A 16,364-nucleotide genomic window follows, 5' to 3' on the forward strand; every position below is an offset into this window, starting at 1 on the left:
AAGCCGCAAGTAACGTTGATTTTGTATAGCGCCTCCACTGATAAGCAAGTTCCGCCTCCTGATGCAGGTAAACTTGTCCGATTAATTATAGTTGCAATAATTGCAATTGTAATAATTGCAGTTGCTGGAAATCAGGCAGTAATTTTGTCAATGAATTTTACTGAATTTGGGGATCAGTTTTCCAAACCATTGTATTATTCCCTTGTCTCAACCATTATTCTTTCAGCTATTGCTCTGGTACGAGTAAACATCATTGGTAGATCATCTATCTTTTGGTATGGGCTTCACACAGCAATTGGCTTTATAGGAAGAGGCACTCAGCAACCACTCTCAAATAATATTACAAGCTTTAAAGCCTACAAGCTTAGCCCATTACAATTTATAATTTGGCAGATTACCAAGATTTTGCTTTTCGGAGCATTTTTTGTCAATATTATGTTTGGATTTGCAGCTATATCTTTTATTGATGGGAATAATCTTGGTATTGAAAATATAACTAATATCTTCTCTTTACCATTCGTTACACCAACTGACGGTAGTTATTCAGTTGAGCAAGTTGTTCCAATGATTCCATCTCTTGTACTTCTTTTACCTCCAATTCTTGCAGCAATTGGTCTTCGATTGGTTTTGTATGTTGGTGTTCATAAAATTATTAATGTCATTACATCGTATCTTCAAGATTCACAAAGCGGAAAACCAAGATATCTCAATTATGTTTCAACAGTAGAAACTATAATTGGCGTGGGAATAGTTTGGTTAGGATTCAATCTCTTTTTCACTGATCAAATTGATTACAATACTAGATATGTGATTGGTGGAACACTTGTAATTGGTTTTGCTCTTTTAGCATTTGCACTTGTAGATAGAATTCGGGCTCGTGTTCTTACTCATATGTTTAAGAGAGATGTTTATATTAGAATTTTAACAATTCTTGCAATTGCAGTAATTGTTGGGGGACTAGTCTCTGTTAACAATAGTATTGCTGATGCAAAAAAAATTGAATATTTGGGACCATACACTGCTCAACAAATTAGTCTCAATAGACACATTGGCCAACTAGATGACATCAAAGAAAACACTCACGATGTAAAATTACAATCTGTATCACCAAATAATATCAAAAATTATGTTAATCAAAATAAAGATGTGCTTAATGTTGTTAGAGTATGGGACTGGGAAGCAGCTTTTGCTAAACTAAAACCAGAAATTGGATTAATCCCTTACGTGGATTTTGAGGATAATGATATTCTTCGCTTTAATGGTACATTATACTGGACTGCTTCTATGAAACCAGTCTTGCCATCTTCAGTAAGTCTTGCAAACACATGGTATAACGAGCATCTTGTATACACTCACGTTCCAAATGGATTCCTAACGCTTGAGGCTACAACTGGTCAAATTATAGACAGTAGTAAATTTTTCAAACAACGAGAAATCTATTACGGCGAAGGTGGTCTCTTTTCTACAACATGGTCTGCATATCCAAACTCTAGAACTACTAGTGCAGAACTTGGAGGTGTATCTTATAATGGTGCAGGAGGATTAGATGTATCTCCACCACTTAGCTGGACTTTTGAGCCAAACTTTTTGCTTTCATTTCCTGCCGAATCTGTACATGTAATGCGATACAAAGATGTTCATGATAGAATGAAAACTTTGTATCCGTATTTTCTGTATGATCTTTTTGGTAAAGAACTAGATTCTATTCCAGTAACTGATGGCACAAATTCCTATTGGCTGATTCCTTTGATAGTTGGATTTGATACTCACGATGTGCCATGGTCTGTTGGAAATCCATATTTGAGATTAGTAGGATTTGCTCTAGTAGACACTTACGACGGTGATATTCAATTAATGAAAACAGGCGATGATTTCTTTACCGATATGTTTGTTAGTCAATACTCTGACAAGTTCACACCAATACCTGCTTGGCTTGAGGAACAAATACGATATCCAGTTGAACTCTTTAATTGGAAAGCAGAGATGTATAACATTTATCATGTAAATGATGTTGAAACATTTATTCAAGCAAATGAATTTTATGAAATTCCTCAAGGACTAGAGGCATATTATGTTGAAGCAAAACCTCCAGGTTTTGATACAACAGAATTCGTTGGTTTACTTTCATTAGAACTTAGAGGTTCTCAAGGAAGAAATCTTGCAGGATACATGATAGTTGAAAACGATCTTAATCATTTAGGAGATTTACAATTCTATGAAGTTCCATTAAATTCTACTACTAAATTGATTGGTCCTACTGCAGTTAGAGAAGCATTAGATAAAGATCCTACATTTGCAGAACTAAAGACTCTTTTAAGAAATCCTAGAATTGGAGATAATATCCTGTATAGAGTTGGTCAACATGATGTTTACTTTATACCTGTATACACTGCAGGTTCTGGTGGAGTTGTTGCACAACTTGGTACTATTGCAGCAGTAGGTGCAGCCTTTACTGGTGAATATTATGTTGGTTTGGGAGATACTCAAGAACAAGCCTTTGAAGCATATTTGAAAAAGGTATCTGGCGTAGCTGGTTCTTCAACTTCAGTTAATGTAGATTACATTGAATTAGGAAAAACAGATAGAATCAATATTATAAAATCGTCATTTACAGATAATAAAATTGAGATTTCTGAACCAACATCAATTCAGATTCCATTATCGTTTAAAGAGGGAGAAATATTCTTCTTTACTGAAAATGATCGTCTTGATACACAAGATTTCTTGAAAAAATTCATAGATAATTTTGTAAAACCAAGAACCGATAGAGTATTCATGTGGCAAGAAAACAGTAATCTCAATATTGGAACAATAATAGTAAAAGACAATATTCCTGAAATGCATTACATTTCAATTGAAATTGGAAATTAACTTCTAAATTATGCTTAAAATATTTTAGAACGTTAAATTACCTGCATCTTTTCTATCAACTAATGCTACTAATAATTGATAATGGGTCTGTTTACACAAAAACTTTGATTGATTTTTTAACTGAAAAAAATATTTTATTTAAAATTGAAACACCTGAAATGTTAGATTTAAAATCTTTAGATAATTATAATTCATTTATTCTATCTGGAAGAAGAAAAAATGAAAAAATAACAAACCAAATTAATTCTAAAATTATTAATTATGCAATTCAAAATGATAAAAAATTATTAGGAATCTGTTATGGTGCAGAAATGTTAGCTTTGACTTTGGGTGGAACAATTAGAAAACTCGCAATATCTCAAAAAGGTAAGGAAAAAATTAGTATTAGCAAAGAAAATCCACTAGTTACAAATGATTTAGAAGCATTTGAAAGCCATGGGTTTGAAATTTCTAAACTACCTCAGATTTTACATGTTATAGGTTCATCTAAAAACTGTAAATTTGAAATTATTCAATATGAAAATAAACCTATTTTTGGAACTCAATTTCATCCTGAAATGAGTAATGATGGTCAAAATTTGATTCAAAAATTCTGTTCTCTTTGATTGCTTTTAATAACTCAAATCTTTTTTGATTGTATGGACACTAATGACCATCAACTTTTACTTCCTTTAGTAGATGAAGAAAATATTTGCTTGCCTTTGCCAATAAATGTAGTTTCAAAATATTGGAATATTACACTTCCAATGTCAGAAGCTATTGAATCTGCTAAACAATATCCGAATTATAATGGAAGTATCTTAATTGAAGGAATTGAATCTGCAGAAAGACATGGACTAAAGTGTAAAATTATTAATTCATCTTTATCTGAATTAAAGACAATTATTGCATCAGGAATACCACCAATAGTTATTCTGCCAGGAATTCCAGAAATTACACAACATGCATCAGTAATATCTGGATACGATGATGATGAAAAAACCATCCTTCATTACGTTCAAAAAGGAAATTATGAAGGTGAACAACAAGTGGGAGCTATTCCACAAGAACTTTTTGATAAAGAGTGGTCTGAAGATGGACGATTGTTAATTATTTTAGCACCATCCGATGTCTTTTCTTCTATAAAACTAAATGATACCAACGAAATCTCAAATCGATTATGTCTTATTTCTGAAAGATTAATCATACAAAAAAATACATCTGAAGCTTTGGTATCTTTAAAAAAAGCAATTGAATTAGATGAAAATAACTTAACTGCATCATATTTGATAGCTAGTTTACTTAATGAACAAAATTCTAATGATTGTGTAAAGTATTATGAGAAATGTATTGCTCTCAACAAGCGGTTTTATCTTGCATATGTAGGACTCGGCAACTATTATCTTAAAAACAATCAATTTGAAAAAGCTGAAATTCAGTATAGTAAAGCAATTGAAATCAATCCTAAAAGATCAGCAAAAATTTACAAAAACAGAGCTTATCTCAAAGAAAAACAAAAAAAGAATTCTGATGCAAAAAATGATCTAAAAAATTATTTGAAACTTTTTCCAAAGGCTAAAGATCGTGGGATTATCGAGCAAGCTATAAGAGAATTATGATATGCGGAGTGCGGGATTTGAACCCGCGACCTTCAGCTTGGGAAGCTGACGTCATACCGAGCTAGACTAACTCCGCTTACTAAAATTAATTAATTATGATTAAATATCTTGATTGTAAAACAATATCATGGATGCACGTTGCCCAGAATGTGAGAAAGTAGCAATTTTAAATGATGAAATTACTATAGTAAAATGCCCACATTGTAATTTTGAAGCAGATTATGATACGTATCTTGAGATAATGAAAGATCAAGCAATTAACATGTCATATGATTACATACCAAAAAGACCTGGGCTTTAACTACCAAAAATTTCCTTTATCTGAACAATCCAAATGTGCTCCACACTTTGGACAAAACATATGGCATGCTTGCAAATCTACCATCTTGTTATCACATCTAGGACACCTAATTTCTTCATCCATGCGTATGCTAAGTAATCTTGATTTAAAAATAATGTCCAAAGGTTAATTAGTCGTTCAACTTTTTTTTGGAATAATTGACAAACTTCAAGCTTACAGTATCTGATGTAAAAGGAAAATCCATTACTAAAGAGTTGAAAGACAGTGATGCAAACAAATTACTTGGTTTGCAACTAGGTAATGAAACAGATGCATCCATTGTAGGATTGCAAGGGAAACTAAAACTTACTGGAGGCAGTGATAAATCTGGAGTACCAATGAGAAATGATATTCATGGTTCCGCAAGAAAATACATTTTACTTTCAAAGGGAGTTGGATTACAAGCAGCAGAAATAGGTCAAAGAGTAAGAAAACTTATGCGTGGTAATACTGTTTCAGAAGAGATATATCAAATAAATTGTAAATTTGATGGAGAACTACCAGTAGAAACTCCTGCTGAAGTAGCAACAGAACCCCAAGAAAATAAATAAAAAGAATAGCTTAACATATGCCGGATCTACATTTTCATTGATGCACTGGCGAGAAACACTTCCTGATTGGTACATAAAAAAATATGGTCATCAACCATGTGTAAATATTGGAACTGCAGGTCACGTTGATCATGGAAAAACTACACTTATTCAAGCATTAACAGGTTCATGGACAAGTGTTCACAGTCAAGAACTAAAAAGGGGAATTACTATACGTGTAGGTTACTCGGATGCAGCATTTTACAAATGTAAAAGTTGTGAAGAACCATTAGGATACTCTACAACTCCAAAATGTAAAAACTGTGGAAAAGAAAGTGAATTATCCCGAGTTGTTAGTTTTGTAGATAGTCCAGGACACGAAAGTCTTATGGCAAACATGCTTTCAGGTTCAGCTTTAATGGATGGCGCATTATTGCTAGTGGCTTCTAATGAACCAGTACCTAAACCACAAACCAAAGAACATCTTTTGGCACTTCAAACACTTGGAATACAACAAATTGTAATTGTGCAAAATAAAGTAGATTTAATTTCATATGAAGAAGCCATTGCTAATCAACAAGATATTACAAAATTTGTTAAAGGAACAAATGCTGCAAAAGCACCAATCATTCCAATATCTGCTCAATCAGGACTTAACATAGATGCGTTAATTGGTGCAATTGAATCAACCATTAAAACTCCAGAAAGAGATGAATCTAAAGAACCGATAATGCATGTATTGAGATCTTTTGATGTCAACAAACCTGGAATTAAATTAAAAAATATCAAAGGTGGTGTTATTGGTGGTAGTTTAACACAGGGAACTTTGAATGTAGGTGATGAAATTGAAATTAAGCCAGGGATAATGGATGAAAAAAAGAAATCATATGAGCCACTACTTACAGAGATTACTTCATTAGGTACAGCAGCTGGCATAGTAGATTCTGTAAAACCAGGAGGTTTGGTCGCAATTGGTACAAAACTAGATCCTGCAATGACTAGAAGTGATTCTTTTATAGGTTCAGTAATTGGAAAACCTGGAACCCTACCAGAAAATTCAACTCAAATAAAACTTGAAGTAAATTTATTTGATTCTGCAGTTGGAGCAGCTGAAGATACTAAAGTACTTCCAATTCAAGTTGGAGAGTTATTACGATTAAACATAGGCACTGCTCCAATTCTCGGTAAAGTTTCTAAAATCAAATCAAATAGTATAGAAGTTGAACTTCGAAGACCAGCTTGCATATTTGAAGGTGGTAATGTAGCCATTAGTAGAAGAATTACTGACCGATGGAGATTAATTGGTGCAGGAATACTTGGTTGAAGTTATTTGTGATACCAATTTCTTAATTCATATAGCAACTAGAAGAATCAAAAATATTGATAATCTTGATGTTGAAATAGGACAAATTATTTTTGTTGTCCCACAAGTTGTTCAAAATGAACTTTCTGGATTAATTAAAAATCCTAAAAAACAACAAGATATTAGTCAAACACTAAATTTCATAAAAAATTTCAAAGTACTTCCTTTAAATGGAAATTTTGCAGATAAAGAACTAATTGATTATGTAAAAAAAAATGGTTCCATTATTGGCACCATGGACAAAGAATTGAAAAAACAAATCAAAAAACATGGCGGAACTATAATGTCTTTATCAAATGATAAAATTATTCTAGAATCATAGCAAAATTTAACTTGAAGAATTTATTTATCATTGATGTGACTAGTTTAATTTTGGAAAGTACTGCTTTTAAAAATGGAGAACAAATTCCAAAAAAATATGGCTATAAAAATACCAACATAAATCCACCATTAACAATCAAGGGAATCCCAAAAGATACCAAGTCGCTAGTTCTAATAATGGATGATCCTGACGCAATGGGCGCAGTAGGAAAAATTTGGGTACATTGGGTAGTGTGGAATATTGCACCTACTGTAGAAATAAAAGAAAATTCAATTCCTGTTGGTGCAATTGAAGGTAAAACTGATTTTGGAGAAATAGGTTACGGTGGACCAGCTCCACCTGACAAAGAACACACCTATATTTTCAAATTATATGCGTTAGATACAAACTTGAATCTCAAGGAAGGTACATCAAAAAAAGATGTAGAAAACTCAATGAGAGATCATATTCTTGCAGAAGCTAAACTGACAGGTAGATACTCTCCTTAAACCCTCTTCTTGATTTTATATATCTGATCTCAAATCCATGAATAATTTTAATTACTTTTTATACAAAGAGTAATAAGCAAAGTTTAGAGAGAAAAGCTAATTGATTTCAAACGTAACTTTGGTTTCATTAGGAAAATTTGATCTGAAATTACATCATCTCTTGATTATAGGAATTCTATCGTTGTCTTTTTCTATTTCTTTTTTAGTTAGATCACAAGCAGCTGATTATGGTTGGGAATTAAATGAATTTGATCCTTTTTTCAATTATAGAGCTACACAATATATTGTTGATAATGGAATAAATGCATATTTTGAATGGAACGATGAACTTAGTTGGTATCCTCACGGAAGAGATGTTTCACAAACTTCCCAAGTAGTCCTTCACGTTACTGCTGCTGTCACGTATTGGATTTTTGGTGGAGGTATGGATCTTTATGATTTTACAATTCTTTTTCCTGTTGTTTTTGGATCTCTTAGTACTATTGTAATTTTTGCGCTAGTCAGAGTGATTGGTGGAACAACTGCTGGATTGCTTTCTGCATTATTATTTTCCATATCGTTACCTCTGATAGTAAGAGGTACAATTGGTTGGTTCAAATCTGAACCTCTTGGCTTATTTTTAGGCATTTTGGCACTTTATTTTTTGCTTAGCGGTCTTAATTCTAAAAATACAAAGATAGCAATTGTAAAATTAATAGCTGCAGGAATTATTGTACCATTATCTATCTCTGCATGGGGTGGTAGCCAGTTTTTTATAATTCCTATAGGCGTTTTCTTTCTTACGTTACCTTTTGTAAGATCTGATCATAAATTTATCATGTGGGCAATTCCTCTTTTCACTACAACTGTATTTTTAGTTTCTCTAAGTTTTGAAAGATTGAGTTCGAGTTTTACTTTTGGATTGGGAGGAGCTTCATTATTAATTCCAACAATCTTCATTGTTGCTTGTATTTTTATTCAAAGTAAAAGCAATGAAAACAAAAAAACTAGAAATGGCTTATTGTTTTTAGCTGCTATTCTGATAATTGGTGCAAGTTTTTTAATCATTAATGCAGAATCAGAATTTTTATCTCTTCCAAGTTATAGATATCTAAACGCAATTAATCCTTTTTTGACCACTTCAATTCCCCTAGTAGATTCAGTTGCAGAGCATGCTAGTACAACAATTTCACAGTCATTTTTCTTTCATTCAATTCTAATGATATTTGCAGGATTAGGAATATGGTTTATAATAAAAAATCAAAAAGAAAAAAATTCTAATTTTATTAAAAATGATGCAATTTTATTTTCATTAATCTTTGGATTAATTGGGATTTACGTTAGTTCTGCATTTGTAAGATTGGAAGTATTTGCGTCTATGTCTTTGATAATATTATCTTCAGTGGGATTGTCAATACTTGTAAGAAATGTTTTAAACAACACAGAGAGGAAAAAATCTAAGAATCTAATTATAAAATCTTCATTTCTTGTAGGAATTATAATTCTCCTAGTTATCCCAATTTCTTTTCCTGAGAATGGTAGTTGGGTTACGGCAGCAAAATCCCCACCTACGATTCTTAATGGTGGTACTGCTTATCCAGTCAGCACAAATGATTGGACAGAATCTATGGAGTGGATAAAAAACAACACTCCTAAAGATGCTGTAATTGCATCTTGGTGGGATTATGGATACTGGATATCTACACTGGGTGAACGAGCCTCAATAGCTGACAATTCTACATTAAATTCCCAAATTATAGAAAATCTTGCAAAAATGTTAATGAGTTCTCCAGATCAAGCATGGAAAATGTTAACAGAGATGCAAGCTGATTATGTGGTAGTTTTTGTTTCAGGTCAGAGATTAGCAGTTGACAATGATGATCAGGCTCTTTATGTATTACAAGGTGGTGGAGATGAATCAAAAAAGCAATGGTTCATACGAATTGCTGAGGAGCCTCTACCAAAATATTTAGAATCTGATGGCATGAGTGGCACTAATTATTTTTGGAATGAAACTTTATTGGGCAAAATGTTTCCATTTACCCCACTAGCTTATGTCAACTTCCAAACAAATCAACAATCTGCAACATACCAACCAGGATTTACACCAGTGTATGTAAAAGACATCAAATATCCTTCTGACAGTGACGGTCCATTGAGACTAGTTCATACATCCCCAAGCTTTGATGCAGAAAAAGGTCAACATATGATTGGTGTGTTCATTTATCAAGTAAACAAAGATTATGTCCCAACTAACTAATTTTTTAATTGTATCTTTCAGCTAGTCTATATCTCATGTATTTGTCATCTGGTGAAAATTTAGCTGGATGTGCTGAGATAGTTTCTTCATTACATAAGGGACATTTTTCCTTAAGTGAATAATGATTACATTTTAAACATTTTCTTAATTGAAATCTCATTTTAGTTCTCTCTTGTTTTTTTCGATTCTTCTCTAGTGAATTTGAATGAGCCTTTCTTTTTTTCTATACTGTCCTGAATCTCTACAAGTATAGGTTTTAGTGTTTTTTCAGCGGATTTAAAATCTTCGGCAGTAATAGATAATCTATATTTTGGTGCACCCAAATATGTAATATCTATTGTAGGATCTTTTTTTGTTGCATCCAAAAGCGCTTTTTTAATGATTTCAACTCCATCTGATTTATTATTAGTAATTTCCATAATTCCCCTAATCTCGACTGAGGGTAGTTTAATTTTGGAGCATATTTCTTCAATTACTGCAGCTGTTTTTTTAGGAAGCTTTAACTCTTTTATTGATTCTATTCCATTTCTTGCAATTTCAATAAATGCATCGTAAACAGAATCAAATTTTGAATAAATAATATCTTCTAATTTCTCAATATCTTTATCTGAGAGATCTCCTTTTTCCTTAACATTTTGTAATAATGTTTTTCCCTTTTCAAATTTCTTAACTTCTTTTAACTTCTGTTTTTTTTGATCCTTTGATACTTGCTTTAATGACAAGTCTATGTCACCTCTGTCTGAATTTACTTTTTTTACTAGTAGTACTTTTTTCTCACCATCTTTTACAAACTTACTAACTGATCTAATCCAACCAGGTGCAATTTCCGAGATATGTAAAAACCCTTGAATTTCATTATATTCATCTAATGTAACATATGCCCCATGATCCATAACTTTGGTTATTGTAGCAAGAACAATTTCTCCCTGTTCTGGCATCTCTTGAACTTCAGTAGACATTTCTTCTAAATTTCTCTGCTGTATAATTTAATGTTGCTAGTTAGAAATCAATTCCTTTCTTTGCTTTTATTCCATGTTGAAATGGATGTTTTATCTCCCTCATTTCTGTGACTAGGTCAGCTAATTTGATAATTTCATCTTTGGCATAATTTCCAGTTAACACAAGATCTAGATTCTTTGGTTTTGTTTTAATCAAATTAATTACATCTTCAAGTTTTACTAAACCTAAATTTATGGCGTAGTTTACCTCGTCTAAAATTACAATATCATACTTTCCTGACTGGATTTTTTCAGTACTGATTTTAATTGCCTCATTTGCAATTCTTTTATGATCTTCTTTGGGGCTCTTATCGTCTATAATCCCAACAAATCCTTTTCCGATAGCTACCATTTCAAATTCTGGTTCGAGTCTTTTTGATGAATACATTTCACCATAATGCCATGATCCTTTGATAAATTGTATCATACATGTTCTTTTTGCATAACCTGTAGCTCTTAATACAATTCCCAAAGCGGCAGTGGTTTTTCCTTTGCCCTTTCCAGTGTATACTATTATTAACCCGCTTTCATTCATGATTATTTCATAAATTATCCAACTAAAAACATTAAGTATTGTTTGATGTCAATGTATCAATTTAAATAAAAACTGATTCTAATGATACGAATTGAAAATTCCAAGAATTACTTTAGCTGGAGTTACCAGTGGTGTTGGAAAAACATCAATAACATGTGCCATTATCTATGCTTTACAAAAAAAAGGATTTTCTGTACAACCATTTAAAGTAGGTCCTGATTACATTGATCCAAGTTATCTATCAAGTATATCTAAACACGAAGTCTTCAATCTAGACGTTTGGTTGATGGGAAAAAATCATCTTCTTGAAAGCTTTGTATCAAATTCCAAATCTGATATTTCTATAATCGAGGGGGTGATGGGATATTATGATGGATTTGGTGGAGATTCAAATTATGCTAGCACTCATCATGTTGCCACCATAACAAAATCTCCTGTCATATTGATATTGGATGCAAGTAAAACTTCTAGATCAATTGCAGCAACAGCGCTTGGATTTCAGAAATTTCACAAAAATTCTAGAATCTCCGGTCTTATTCTAAATAAAATTGGTAGTAAAAAACATGAAATTTTATGTAGGCAAGCACTTGAAAAGACAAACATTCCAATCTTGGGAGTAATTTATAAAAATTCAGAATTAAATTTTGAATCAAGACATCTGGGGTTGATTCCTGCTAAAGAAAAAAATTTAAAATCAAAAATTGAAAAAACATCTAAAATAATTTCAGATTCACTTGAAATTGATAAAATTATTCAAATCATAAAAAACTCTATACCACTTCACAATAAATCAAAAATCATATTTAAAAAACCAAAAACTACAATTTCTATTGCACTTGATAGTTCTTTTAACTTCTATTATCGTGATAATTTAGAGGCGCTAAGACGTGAAGGTGCAGCTCTAAAATTTTTTAGTCCTATACATGATAAAAAACTTCCAAAATCTGATGGCATCTACATAGGAGGTGGATTTCCTGAAATTCTTGGTAATTCACTTGAAAAAAATCATTCTATGAAAAAAATAATAAAAAAATCATCCGAAGAAAATATTCCAATTTATGCTGAATGTGGAGGATTGATGTATCTTACAAAATCCATTGATTATGGAAATAAAAAATATAAAATGATTGGATTGTTTGATGCAGAAACAAAAATGACTAAAAAAATGAAATTAAATTATACTAAAGGTAAAATTGTTTCAAAAAATATAATCTCAGATAAGCTACACGGTTTACAAGGACATGAATTTCATTACTCTGAATTAAATTCTATATCCTCTGATTCAAAATTTGCGTATGAATTAGATATTGGAGAAGGAATTAAAAATCATAAGGATGGAATGATTCAATATAATACATTAGCATCATATGGACATCTGTATTTTGATAGTTCCAATTATGCCAAAATTTTTGTTAAGAATTGCATTGATAATTCAAGAAGATGATTCTGCCCTCACATGCTTGTATAATGCATTAATTATTGCAGATGCTGAAGAACTTCCCCCTTTTCTTCCCTTGTTAGTAATAAATGGTGTATCTTCTAATTTGCTTAATTCTTCTTTTGATTCTGCAGCGCAAATGAATCCCACTGGAATTCCAATTATCAGTGCTGGTTTTACAATACCTTCCTTTACCATATTAATTACCTCCATAAGAGCAGTTGGCGCATTACCAATTGCAACTATGCCACCTTCAATATCTGATAGTGCTTCTCTCATTGATATTTGAGATCTAGTTTTATTTTCTTTTTTTGCAATCTCCATTATTTCTGGATTTGAAATATTACAAATTATCTTATTTTGAAAGTCCTTTGGATTTTGCTTATTCAAACCACCAATAACACCATTTACATCAACTACTATGCTACATCCGTTCTTTAATGCTGTCATGCCGCTTTGAATAGCGTCTTTATGAAATATTACTTTATTTTCTCTAGCAAAATCAAAGTCAGCAGTTGAATGAATTATTCTTCTGACTATAGGCCATTCCTTATCATTATATTGATGAGTGCCAATTTCATTATCGATCATCTGCATACTTGCATCTTCTATTGCTTGACCTTTTTTAGTTTGCATTCTCTACCTCTTTTGCTCTTTCTAATATCAAATCTATCATTTTTTCATCAGTTCCTAAATGTTTTGTAATGTATGTGTTTTTGATACTGGAGTTGTTTAGTGCCGGTAAAAGATCATTATTGATATCAGTTTTGACATGAGCACCTTCATGTAAGAAATAAAATACAATTATGAGAATCTCTGGATTATTTTTTTCACAATTCTTAATACCTTTTACAATATCTGGCTGTTCTATCTCTAACCAACATCTGCTTACATTTCTATAATTTCCTTTTAACCCTTCTACAACATAGTCCATTGACATTTGTGCATTAGGATCTTTACTACCATGTCCAATAATTAATACATCAACATTCTTTTTTGGAATTGTAATATTATTTTCTTGTATGGTTGAAGATATTCTATTTTCAACCAAATCAATCAAAATTTTATGCATGCTCATTGGTTTTGTGACCACAAATTTTACTTTAGTATCTTTTTGAAATTTCATCACATCTGTAACTGCATTTTTTACTTTCTTACCAGGGTATAGAAAATATGGAACTATTGTTAAATGATCAATATCCTGTTTTAGACATTTTGCAATACCGTCTTCAATATACGGTGGTTCTACTTCAAGAAAACAGTACTCTGTTAAGACATAATTTCCTTTTGCTTTAACGGCATTACAAATTACTTCTAATTCTTCAGATGCCTCTCTTTCTCTACTGCCCCTATCAATTAGTAAAAATCCACGTTTCAATCTGCTATCCTCGCTATGGCTATAGTCAAATCTGGTGGAAATTTCTGTTTTTCAACAATTAATTTACCTCCAGAAACTTTGATTGCTGCAGCCTCTGATACACTAGCTGTCCCTTCAAACGCTTTGACTGTATCTGAAGGATTAGGTGTAGATACCTCTGCCAAATCTTCTCTATTCACATATTCCACAATAATTCCCATTTCTTTTCCAATATCAACTAGTCCCTTAACATCTTCAGGTTTTTTAATTGAGACTAATTTTGAAATAGATTTTTCACTCAGTTTGAATTTTTGTAAACAAAAGTCCAAACTCTCCTTGATGTTTTCCTTAGACGTATCCCAATGCAATCCAATTCCTACCACAAGACTTGGAGGTCTGTAAACTACAGAATTTTTGAGAAAATCTCCTTCTAAGACTTTATCAGAAATTATAAGATATCCTTTAGAGTCAGATTTTTCCATTTCTTCTAAACTCTGATAAATTTTTACATTTTTTGGAAATTCTTTCATCCAATTTCTTTTGCCTGCATCTTGAAAAATTCCAATCTTTTCTTCATTTACCATAAACGCACTAATTTTTGTTACTGTGGAATCATCTTCTATCTTCCAGCCAAATTCTCTTCCCACCAGATCAACTGCAATTGTTTTATTGACATCGGCTGCAGTAGTGATTACTGGTATAGCATTAAGCTTTTGAGCAATTATCTGAGTTAATTCATTTGCTCCTCCCAAATGTCCTGATAATACGCTAATTACAAAACTTGTTTTATCATCAATTACAATTACAGCTGGATCTGTTTTTTTATCTTTCAAATATGGCGCAATTAATCTAATTACTGCACCTAAAGAAAATAAACAAATGATTGCATTATTATGTTTAAATAACTCGACAATTTTTTCTGTTGTCAAATCTGAATACCAAATTACTTCTTTATTACTATCCGAAAATTTAGATGGTGCAAAAATTTCCCAATTTGGAAAATGTTTTTTTAACTCTATCCCTGTTTTTATCCCGTTTTTGGTAATGGCAAGAACTGAAACTTTATCCACAGTTAAAACCTCTCAAATTAAATAAAATACCTTGCTACTAGAACTTTCTAGCCAAAATATTTCCATCAAAATCAAATAATATCACATCTAATGGGACCTTTTCTTCAGAGTGCTTTCTCATATGTTGAAATGTCTCATTACATATTTCATCAAAAAAACCTTTTACATTATTTTCTATGACAATTTCAGATACATGCCTGGCTGTATTTGCCTTCTTAATCTCCTCAATAATCTTTTCGTTAGCATTACATTTTCTCGCTAATTCTGCCAAGAAATTCATATCAACTTTGGACCCTTTAACATGTGTCTGTTTTACACCTGCCGCCATTTTAGCTAATTTTCCAATAAATCCTACAATGTATGCCTTTTTGATATTTTTTCTAGCACATTGTTGTATTGTGTATCCAGAAAAATCTCCCATTTGTATAAAACAATGTTCTGGTAAATCAACAATTTTTTTTGCAAAATCCTCACTTCTTCCACCTGTAGTAAGAACAACTATGTCATTACCCATCGCAATTGATACATCTAGATTTTGTCTAATTGAAGCTGCATACGATGCAGTTGAAAATGGTATTACAATTCCACTTGTTCCTAAAATTGAAATTCCATTTAAAATACCAATTCTTGGATTATCTGTTTTAGGACCTAATTCTCGTCCTTTTGGTACAGAAATTATTACTTTGACTCCTGTTTTCAAGTGATGTTTGTCTAAAATTTCTTTCAGATTCTCTTTAATCATTTTTTTTGGTACTGGATTAATTGCAGCCTTGTTTAATTCAAGACCTAATCCTGGTTTAGTTACAATTCCAACTCCCTCTCCACCATCAATCTCTATATCGTTGAACTTTTCTGTCAATGATAACTCCACTATTATTTCTGCACCGTGAGTAACATCAGGATCATCTCCTCCATCCTTAATCACAGAACATGTAGACTTATTTTTATCAAATTGGCATTGATGAATACAAATTTTGATAAAACTACCTTTAGGTAATTTGACATCAACACTTTCAATTTTTGATTGATTAATTATGGATAATAATCCTGCTTTAGCTGCTGCTGTTGCAGATGTACCAGTAGTATATCCAGTTCGAAGATTTTCTTTTTTTATCTCTTCCACGCTAATCATGCCTAATTTGATGTATTAACTCTTCTTTGATTTGTTTTGAATCTTACTTTTTGAGACTAGAACTTATACTGAAATTTTTTGTG

Annotated in this window: 18 protein-coding genes and 1 tRNA gene; 10 read left to right on the forward strand and 9 right to left on the reverse strand. The window is 31.8% G+C overall.

Annotation, left to right across the window (positions count from 1 at the left end):
* The first annotated feature begins 21 nt into the window (after positions 1–21).
* The 3 genes from DSQ20_RS00410 to DSQ20_RS00420 all read left to right on the forward strand — a co-directional run bounded on the left by DSQ20_RS00410 (position 22) and on the right by DSQ20_RS00420 (position 4,469).
* The gene (locus DSQ20_RS00410; RefSeq protein ID WP_179365612.1) at positions 22–2,871 is read left to right on the forward strand and encodes a UPF0182 family protein; all 2,850 of its coding nucleotides are present in this window, start codon (positions 22–24) and stop codon (positions 2,869–2,871) included.
* 62 nt (positions 2,872–2,933) lie between these two features.
* Positions 2,934–3,476: a type 1 glutamine amidotransferase gene (locus DSQ20_RS00415; protein ID WP_179365613.1), complete on the forward strand. Its 543-nt coding sequence runs from the start codon at positions 2,934–2,936 to the stop codon at positions 3,474–3,476.
* Between the two features lie 33 nt (positions 3,477–3,509).
* Positions 3,510–4,469: a tetratricopeptide repeat protein gene (locus tag DSQ20_RS00420; RefSeq protein WP_179365614.1), complete on the forward strand. Its 960-nt coding sequence runs from the start codon at positions 3,510–3,512 to the stop codon at positions 4,467–4,469.
* A gap of 2 nt (positions 4,470–4,471) precedes the next feature.
* Here the strand turns inward: DSQ20_RS00420 and DSQ20_RS00425 are convergent.
* Positions 4,472–4,545 (reverse strand) — tRNA-Gly (locus DSQ20_RS00425).
* 51 nt (positions 4,546–4,596) lie between these two features.
* On the opposite strand from DSQ20_RS00425, the gene DSQ20_RS00430 reads away from it, so the two are divergent.
* Positions 4,597–4,770 (forward strand): zinc-domain-containing protein, encoded by a 174-nt coding sequence (locus DSQ20_RS00430; RefSeq protein ID WP_179365615.1) that lies wholly within the window; start codon positions 4,597–4,599, stop codon positions 4,768–4,770.
* On the opposite strand, the gene DSQ20_RS10475 is transcribed toward DSQ20_RS00430, so the two are convergent.
* Entirely contained in the window at positions 4,771–4,893 is a 123-nt protein-coding gene (locus tag DSQ20_RS10475; RefSeq protein WP_255458273.1) for a hypothetical protein, read from the reverse strand.
* 74 nt (positions 4,894–4,967) lie between these two features.
* Here DSQ20_RS10475 and DSQ20_RS00435 point away from each other — a divergent pair, with 74 nt between their 5' ends.
* From DSQ20_RS00435 to DSQ20_RS00455, 5 genes are all read left to right on the forward strand, one after another.
* The gene (locus tag DSQ20_RS00435; RefSeq protein ID WP_179365616.1) at positions 4,968–5,360 is read left to right on the forward strand and encodes a S6e family ribosomal protein; all 393 of its coding nucleotides are present in this window, start codon (positions 4,968–4,970) and stop codon (positions 5,358–5,360) included.
* A gap of 40 nt (positions 5,361–5,400) precedes the next feature.
* The gene (locus tag DSQ20_RS00440; RefSeq protein ID WP_179365617.1) at positions 5,401–6,663 is read left to right on the forward strand and encodes a translation initiation factor IF-2 subunit gamma; all 1,263 of its coding nucleotides are present in this window, start codon (positions 5,401–5,403) and stop codon (positions 6,661–6,663) included.
* Positions 6,656–7,024 (forward strand): PIN domain-containing protein, encoded by a 369-nt coding sequence (locus DSQ20_RS00445; protein ID WP_179365618.1) that lies wholly within the window; start codon positions 6,656–6,658, stop codon positions 7,022–7,024. Before DSQ20_RS00440 ends, DSQ20_RS00445 begins: the two co-directional genes overlap by 8 nt.
* Positions 7,025–7,059: 35 nt before the next feature.
* Entirely contained in the window at positions 7,060–7,512 is a 453-nt protein-coding gene (locus DSQ20_RS00450) for a YbhB/YbcL family Raf kinase inhibitor-like protein (protein WP_179365619.1), read from the forward strand.
* A 100-nt stretch (positions 7,513–7,612) separates the two neighbouring features.
* Positions 7,613–9,751 carry an STT3 domain-containing protein gene (locus DSQ20_RS00455; protein WP_179365620.1) on the forward strand — a complete coding sequence of 713 codons (2,139 nt, stop codon included), beginning with the start codon at positions 7,613–7,615 and terminating at the stop codon, positions 9,749–9,751.
* A 4-nt stretch (positions 9,752–9,755) separates the two neighbouring features.
* Here DSQ20_RS00455 and DSQ20_RS00460 read toward each other — a convergent pair whose 3' ends face one another.
* The 3 genes from DSQ20_RS00460 to cobO are packed head-to-tail and all read right to left on the reverse strand — an operon-like array spanning position 9,756 to position 11,284.
* The gene (locus tag DSQ20_RS00460; protein WP_007549367.1) at positions 9,756–9,911 is read right to left on the reverse strand and encodes an RNA-protein complex protein Nop10; all 156 of its coding nucleotides are present in this window, start codon (positions 9,909–9,911) and stop codon (positions 9,756–9,758) included.
* Between the two features lies 1 nt (position 9,912).
* Positions 9,913–10,710: a translation initiation factor IF-2 subunit alpha gene (locus DSQ20_RS00465; RefSeq protein ID WP_179365621.1), complete on the reverse strand. Its 798-nt coding sequence runs from the start codon at positions 10,708–10,710 to the stop codon at positions 9,913–9,915.
* Positions 10,711–10,750: 40 nt separating this feature from the next.
* A complete protein-coding gene (gene cobO, locus DSQ20_RS00470) occupies positions 10,751–11,284 on the reverse strand; it encodes a cob(I)yrinic acid a,c-diamide adenosyltransferase (protein WP_179365622.1) in 534 nt (177 codons plus the stop codon).
* A gap of 91 nt (positions 11,285–11,375) precedes the next feature.
* On the opposite strand from cobO, the gene DSQ20_RS00475 reads away from it, so the two are divergent.
* Complete coding sequence (locus DSQ20_RS00475) at positions 11,376–12,728, forward strand: cobyrinate a,c-diamide synthase (RefSeq protein ID WP_179365623.1); 1,353 nt, start codon at positions 11,376–11,378, stop codon at positions 12,726–12,728.
* Here the strand turns inward: DSQ20_RS00475 and DSQ20_RS00480 are convergent.
* From DSQ20_RS00480 to DSQ20_RS00495, 4 genes are read right to left on the reverse strand one after another with little or no spacing between them, the layout of a single operon-like run.
* Positions 12,717–13,358: a precorrin-8X methylmutase gene (locus tag DSQ20_RS00480; protein WP_179365624.1), complete on the reverse strand. Its 642-nt coding sequence runs from the start codon at positions 13,356–13,358 to the stop codon at positions 12,717–12,719. The genes DSQ20_RS00475 and DSQ20_RS00480 overlap by 12 nt on opposite strands.
* On the reverse strand, positions 13,348–14,100 hold the full coding sequence (locus tag DSQ20_RS00485) for a sirohydrochlorin chelatase (RefSeq protein ID WP_179365625.1): 753 nt from the start codon (positions 14,098–14,100) through the stop codon (positions 13,348–13,350). The genes DSQ20_RS00480 and DSQ20_RS00485 overlap by 11 nt, the downstream gene beginning before the upstream one ends.
* Entirely contained in the window at positions 14,097–15,149 is a 1,053-nt protein-coding gene (locus tag DSQ20_RS00490) for a cobalt-precorrin 5A hydrolase (RefSeq protein ID WP_179365626.1), read from the reverse strand. The genes DSQ20_RS00485 and DSQ20_RS00490 overlap by 4 nt, the downstream gene beginning before the upstream one ends.
* 37 nt (positions 15,150–15,186) lie before the next feature.
* Entirely contained in the window at positions 15,187–16,281 is a 1,095-nt protein-coding gene (locus DSQ20_RS00495; protein WP_179365627.1) for a cobalt-precorrin-5B (C(1))-methyltransferase, read from the reverse strand.
* Between the last annotated feature and the right edge of the window lie 83 nt (positions 16,282–16,364).

Source organism: Nitrosarchaeum sp. AC2, assembly GCF_013407385.1.
In the GTDB taxonomy this organism is placed as follows: domain Archaea; phylum Thermoproteota; class Nitrososphaeria; order Nitrososphaerales; family Nitrosopumilaceae; genus Nitrosarchaeum; species Nitrosarchaeum koreense.

Coding starts and splice junctions, on each gene's coding strand:
- DSQ20_RS00415 (WP_179365613.1), top strand. CDS start 2,934: ATGCTACTAATAATTGATAATGGGTCTGTTTACACAAAAACTTTGATT.
- DSQ20_RS00420 (WP_179365614.1), top strand. CDS start 3,510: ATGGACACTAATGACCATCAACTTTTACTTCCTTTAGTAGATGAAGAA.
- DSQ20_RS00430 (WP_179365615.1), top strand. CDS start 4,597: ATGGATGCACGTTGCCCAGAATGTGAGAAAGTAGCAATTTTAAATGAT.
- DSQ20_RS10475 (WP_255458273.1), bottom strand. CDS start 4,893: ATGGATGAAGAAATTAGGTGTCCTAGATGTGATAACAAGATGGTAGAT.
- DSQ20_RS00440 (WP_179365617.1), top strand. CDS start 5,401: ATGCACTGGCGAGAAACACTTCCTGATTGGTACATAAAAAAATATGGT.
- DSQ20_RS00460 (WP_007549367.1), bottom strand. CDS start 9,911: ATGAGATTTCAATTAAGAAAATGTTTAAAATGTAATCATTATTCACTT.
- DSQ20_RS00465 (WP_179365621.1), bottom strand. CDS start 10,710: ATGTCTACTGAAGTTCAAGAGATGCCAGAACAGGGAGAAATTGTTCTT.
- cobO (WP_179365622.1), bottom strand. CDS start 11,284: ATGAATGAAAGCGGGTTAATAATAGTATACACTGGAAAGGGCAAAGGA.
- DSQ20_RS00480 (WP_179365624.1), bottom strand. CDS start 13,358: ATGCAAACTAAAAAAGGTCAAGCAATAGAAGATGCAAGTATGCAGATG.
- DSQ20_RS00495 (WP_179365627.1), bottom strand. CDS start 16,281: ATGATTAGCGTGGAAGAGATAAAAAAAGAAAATCTTCGAACTGGATAT.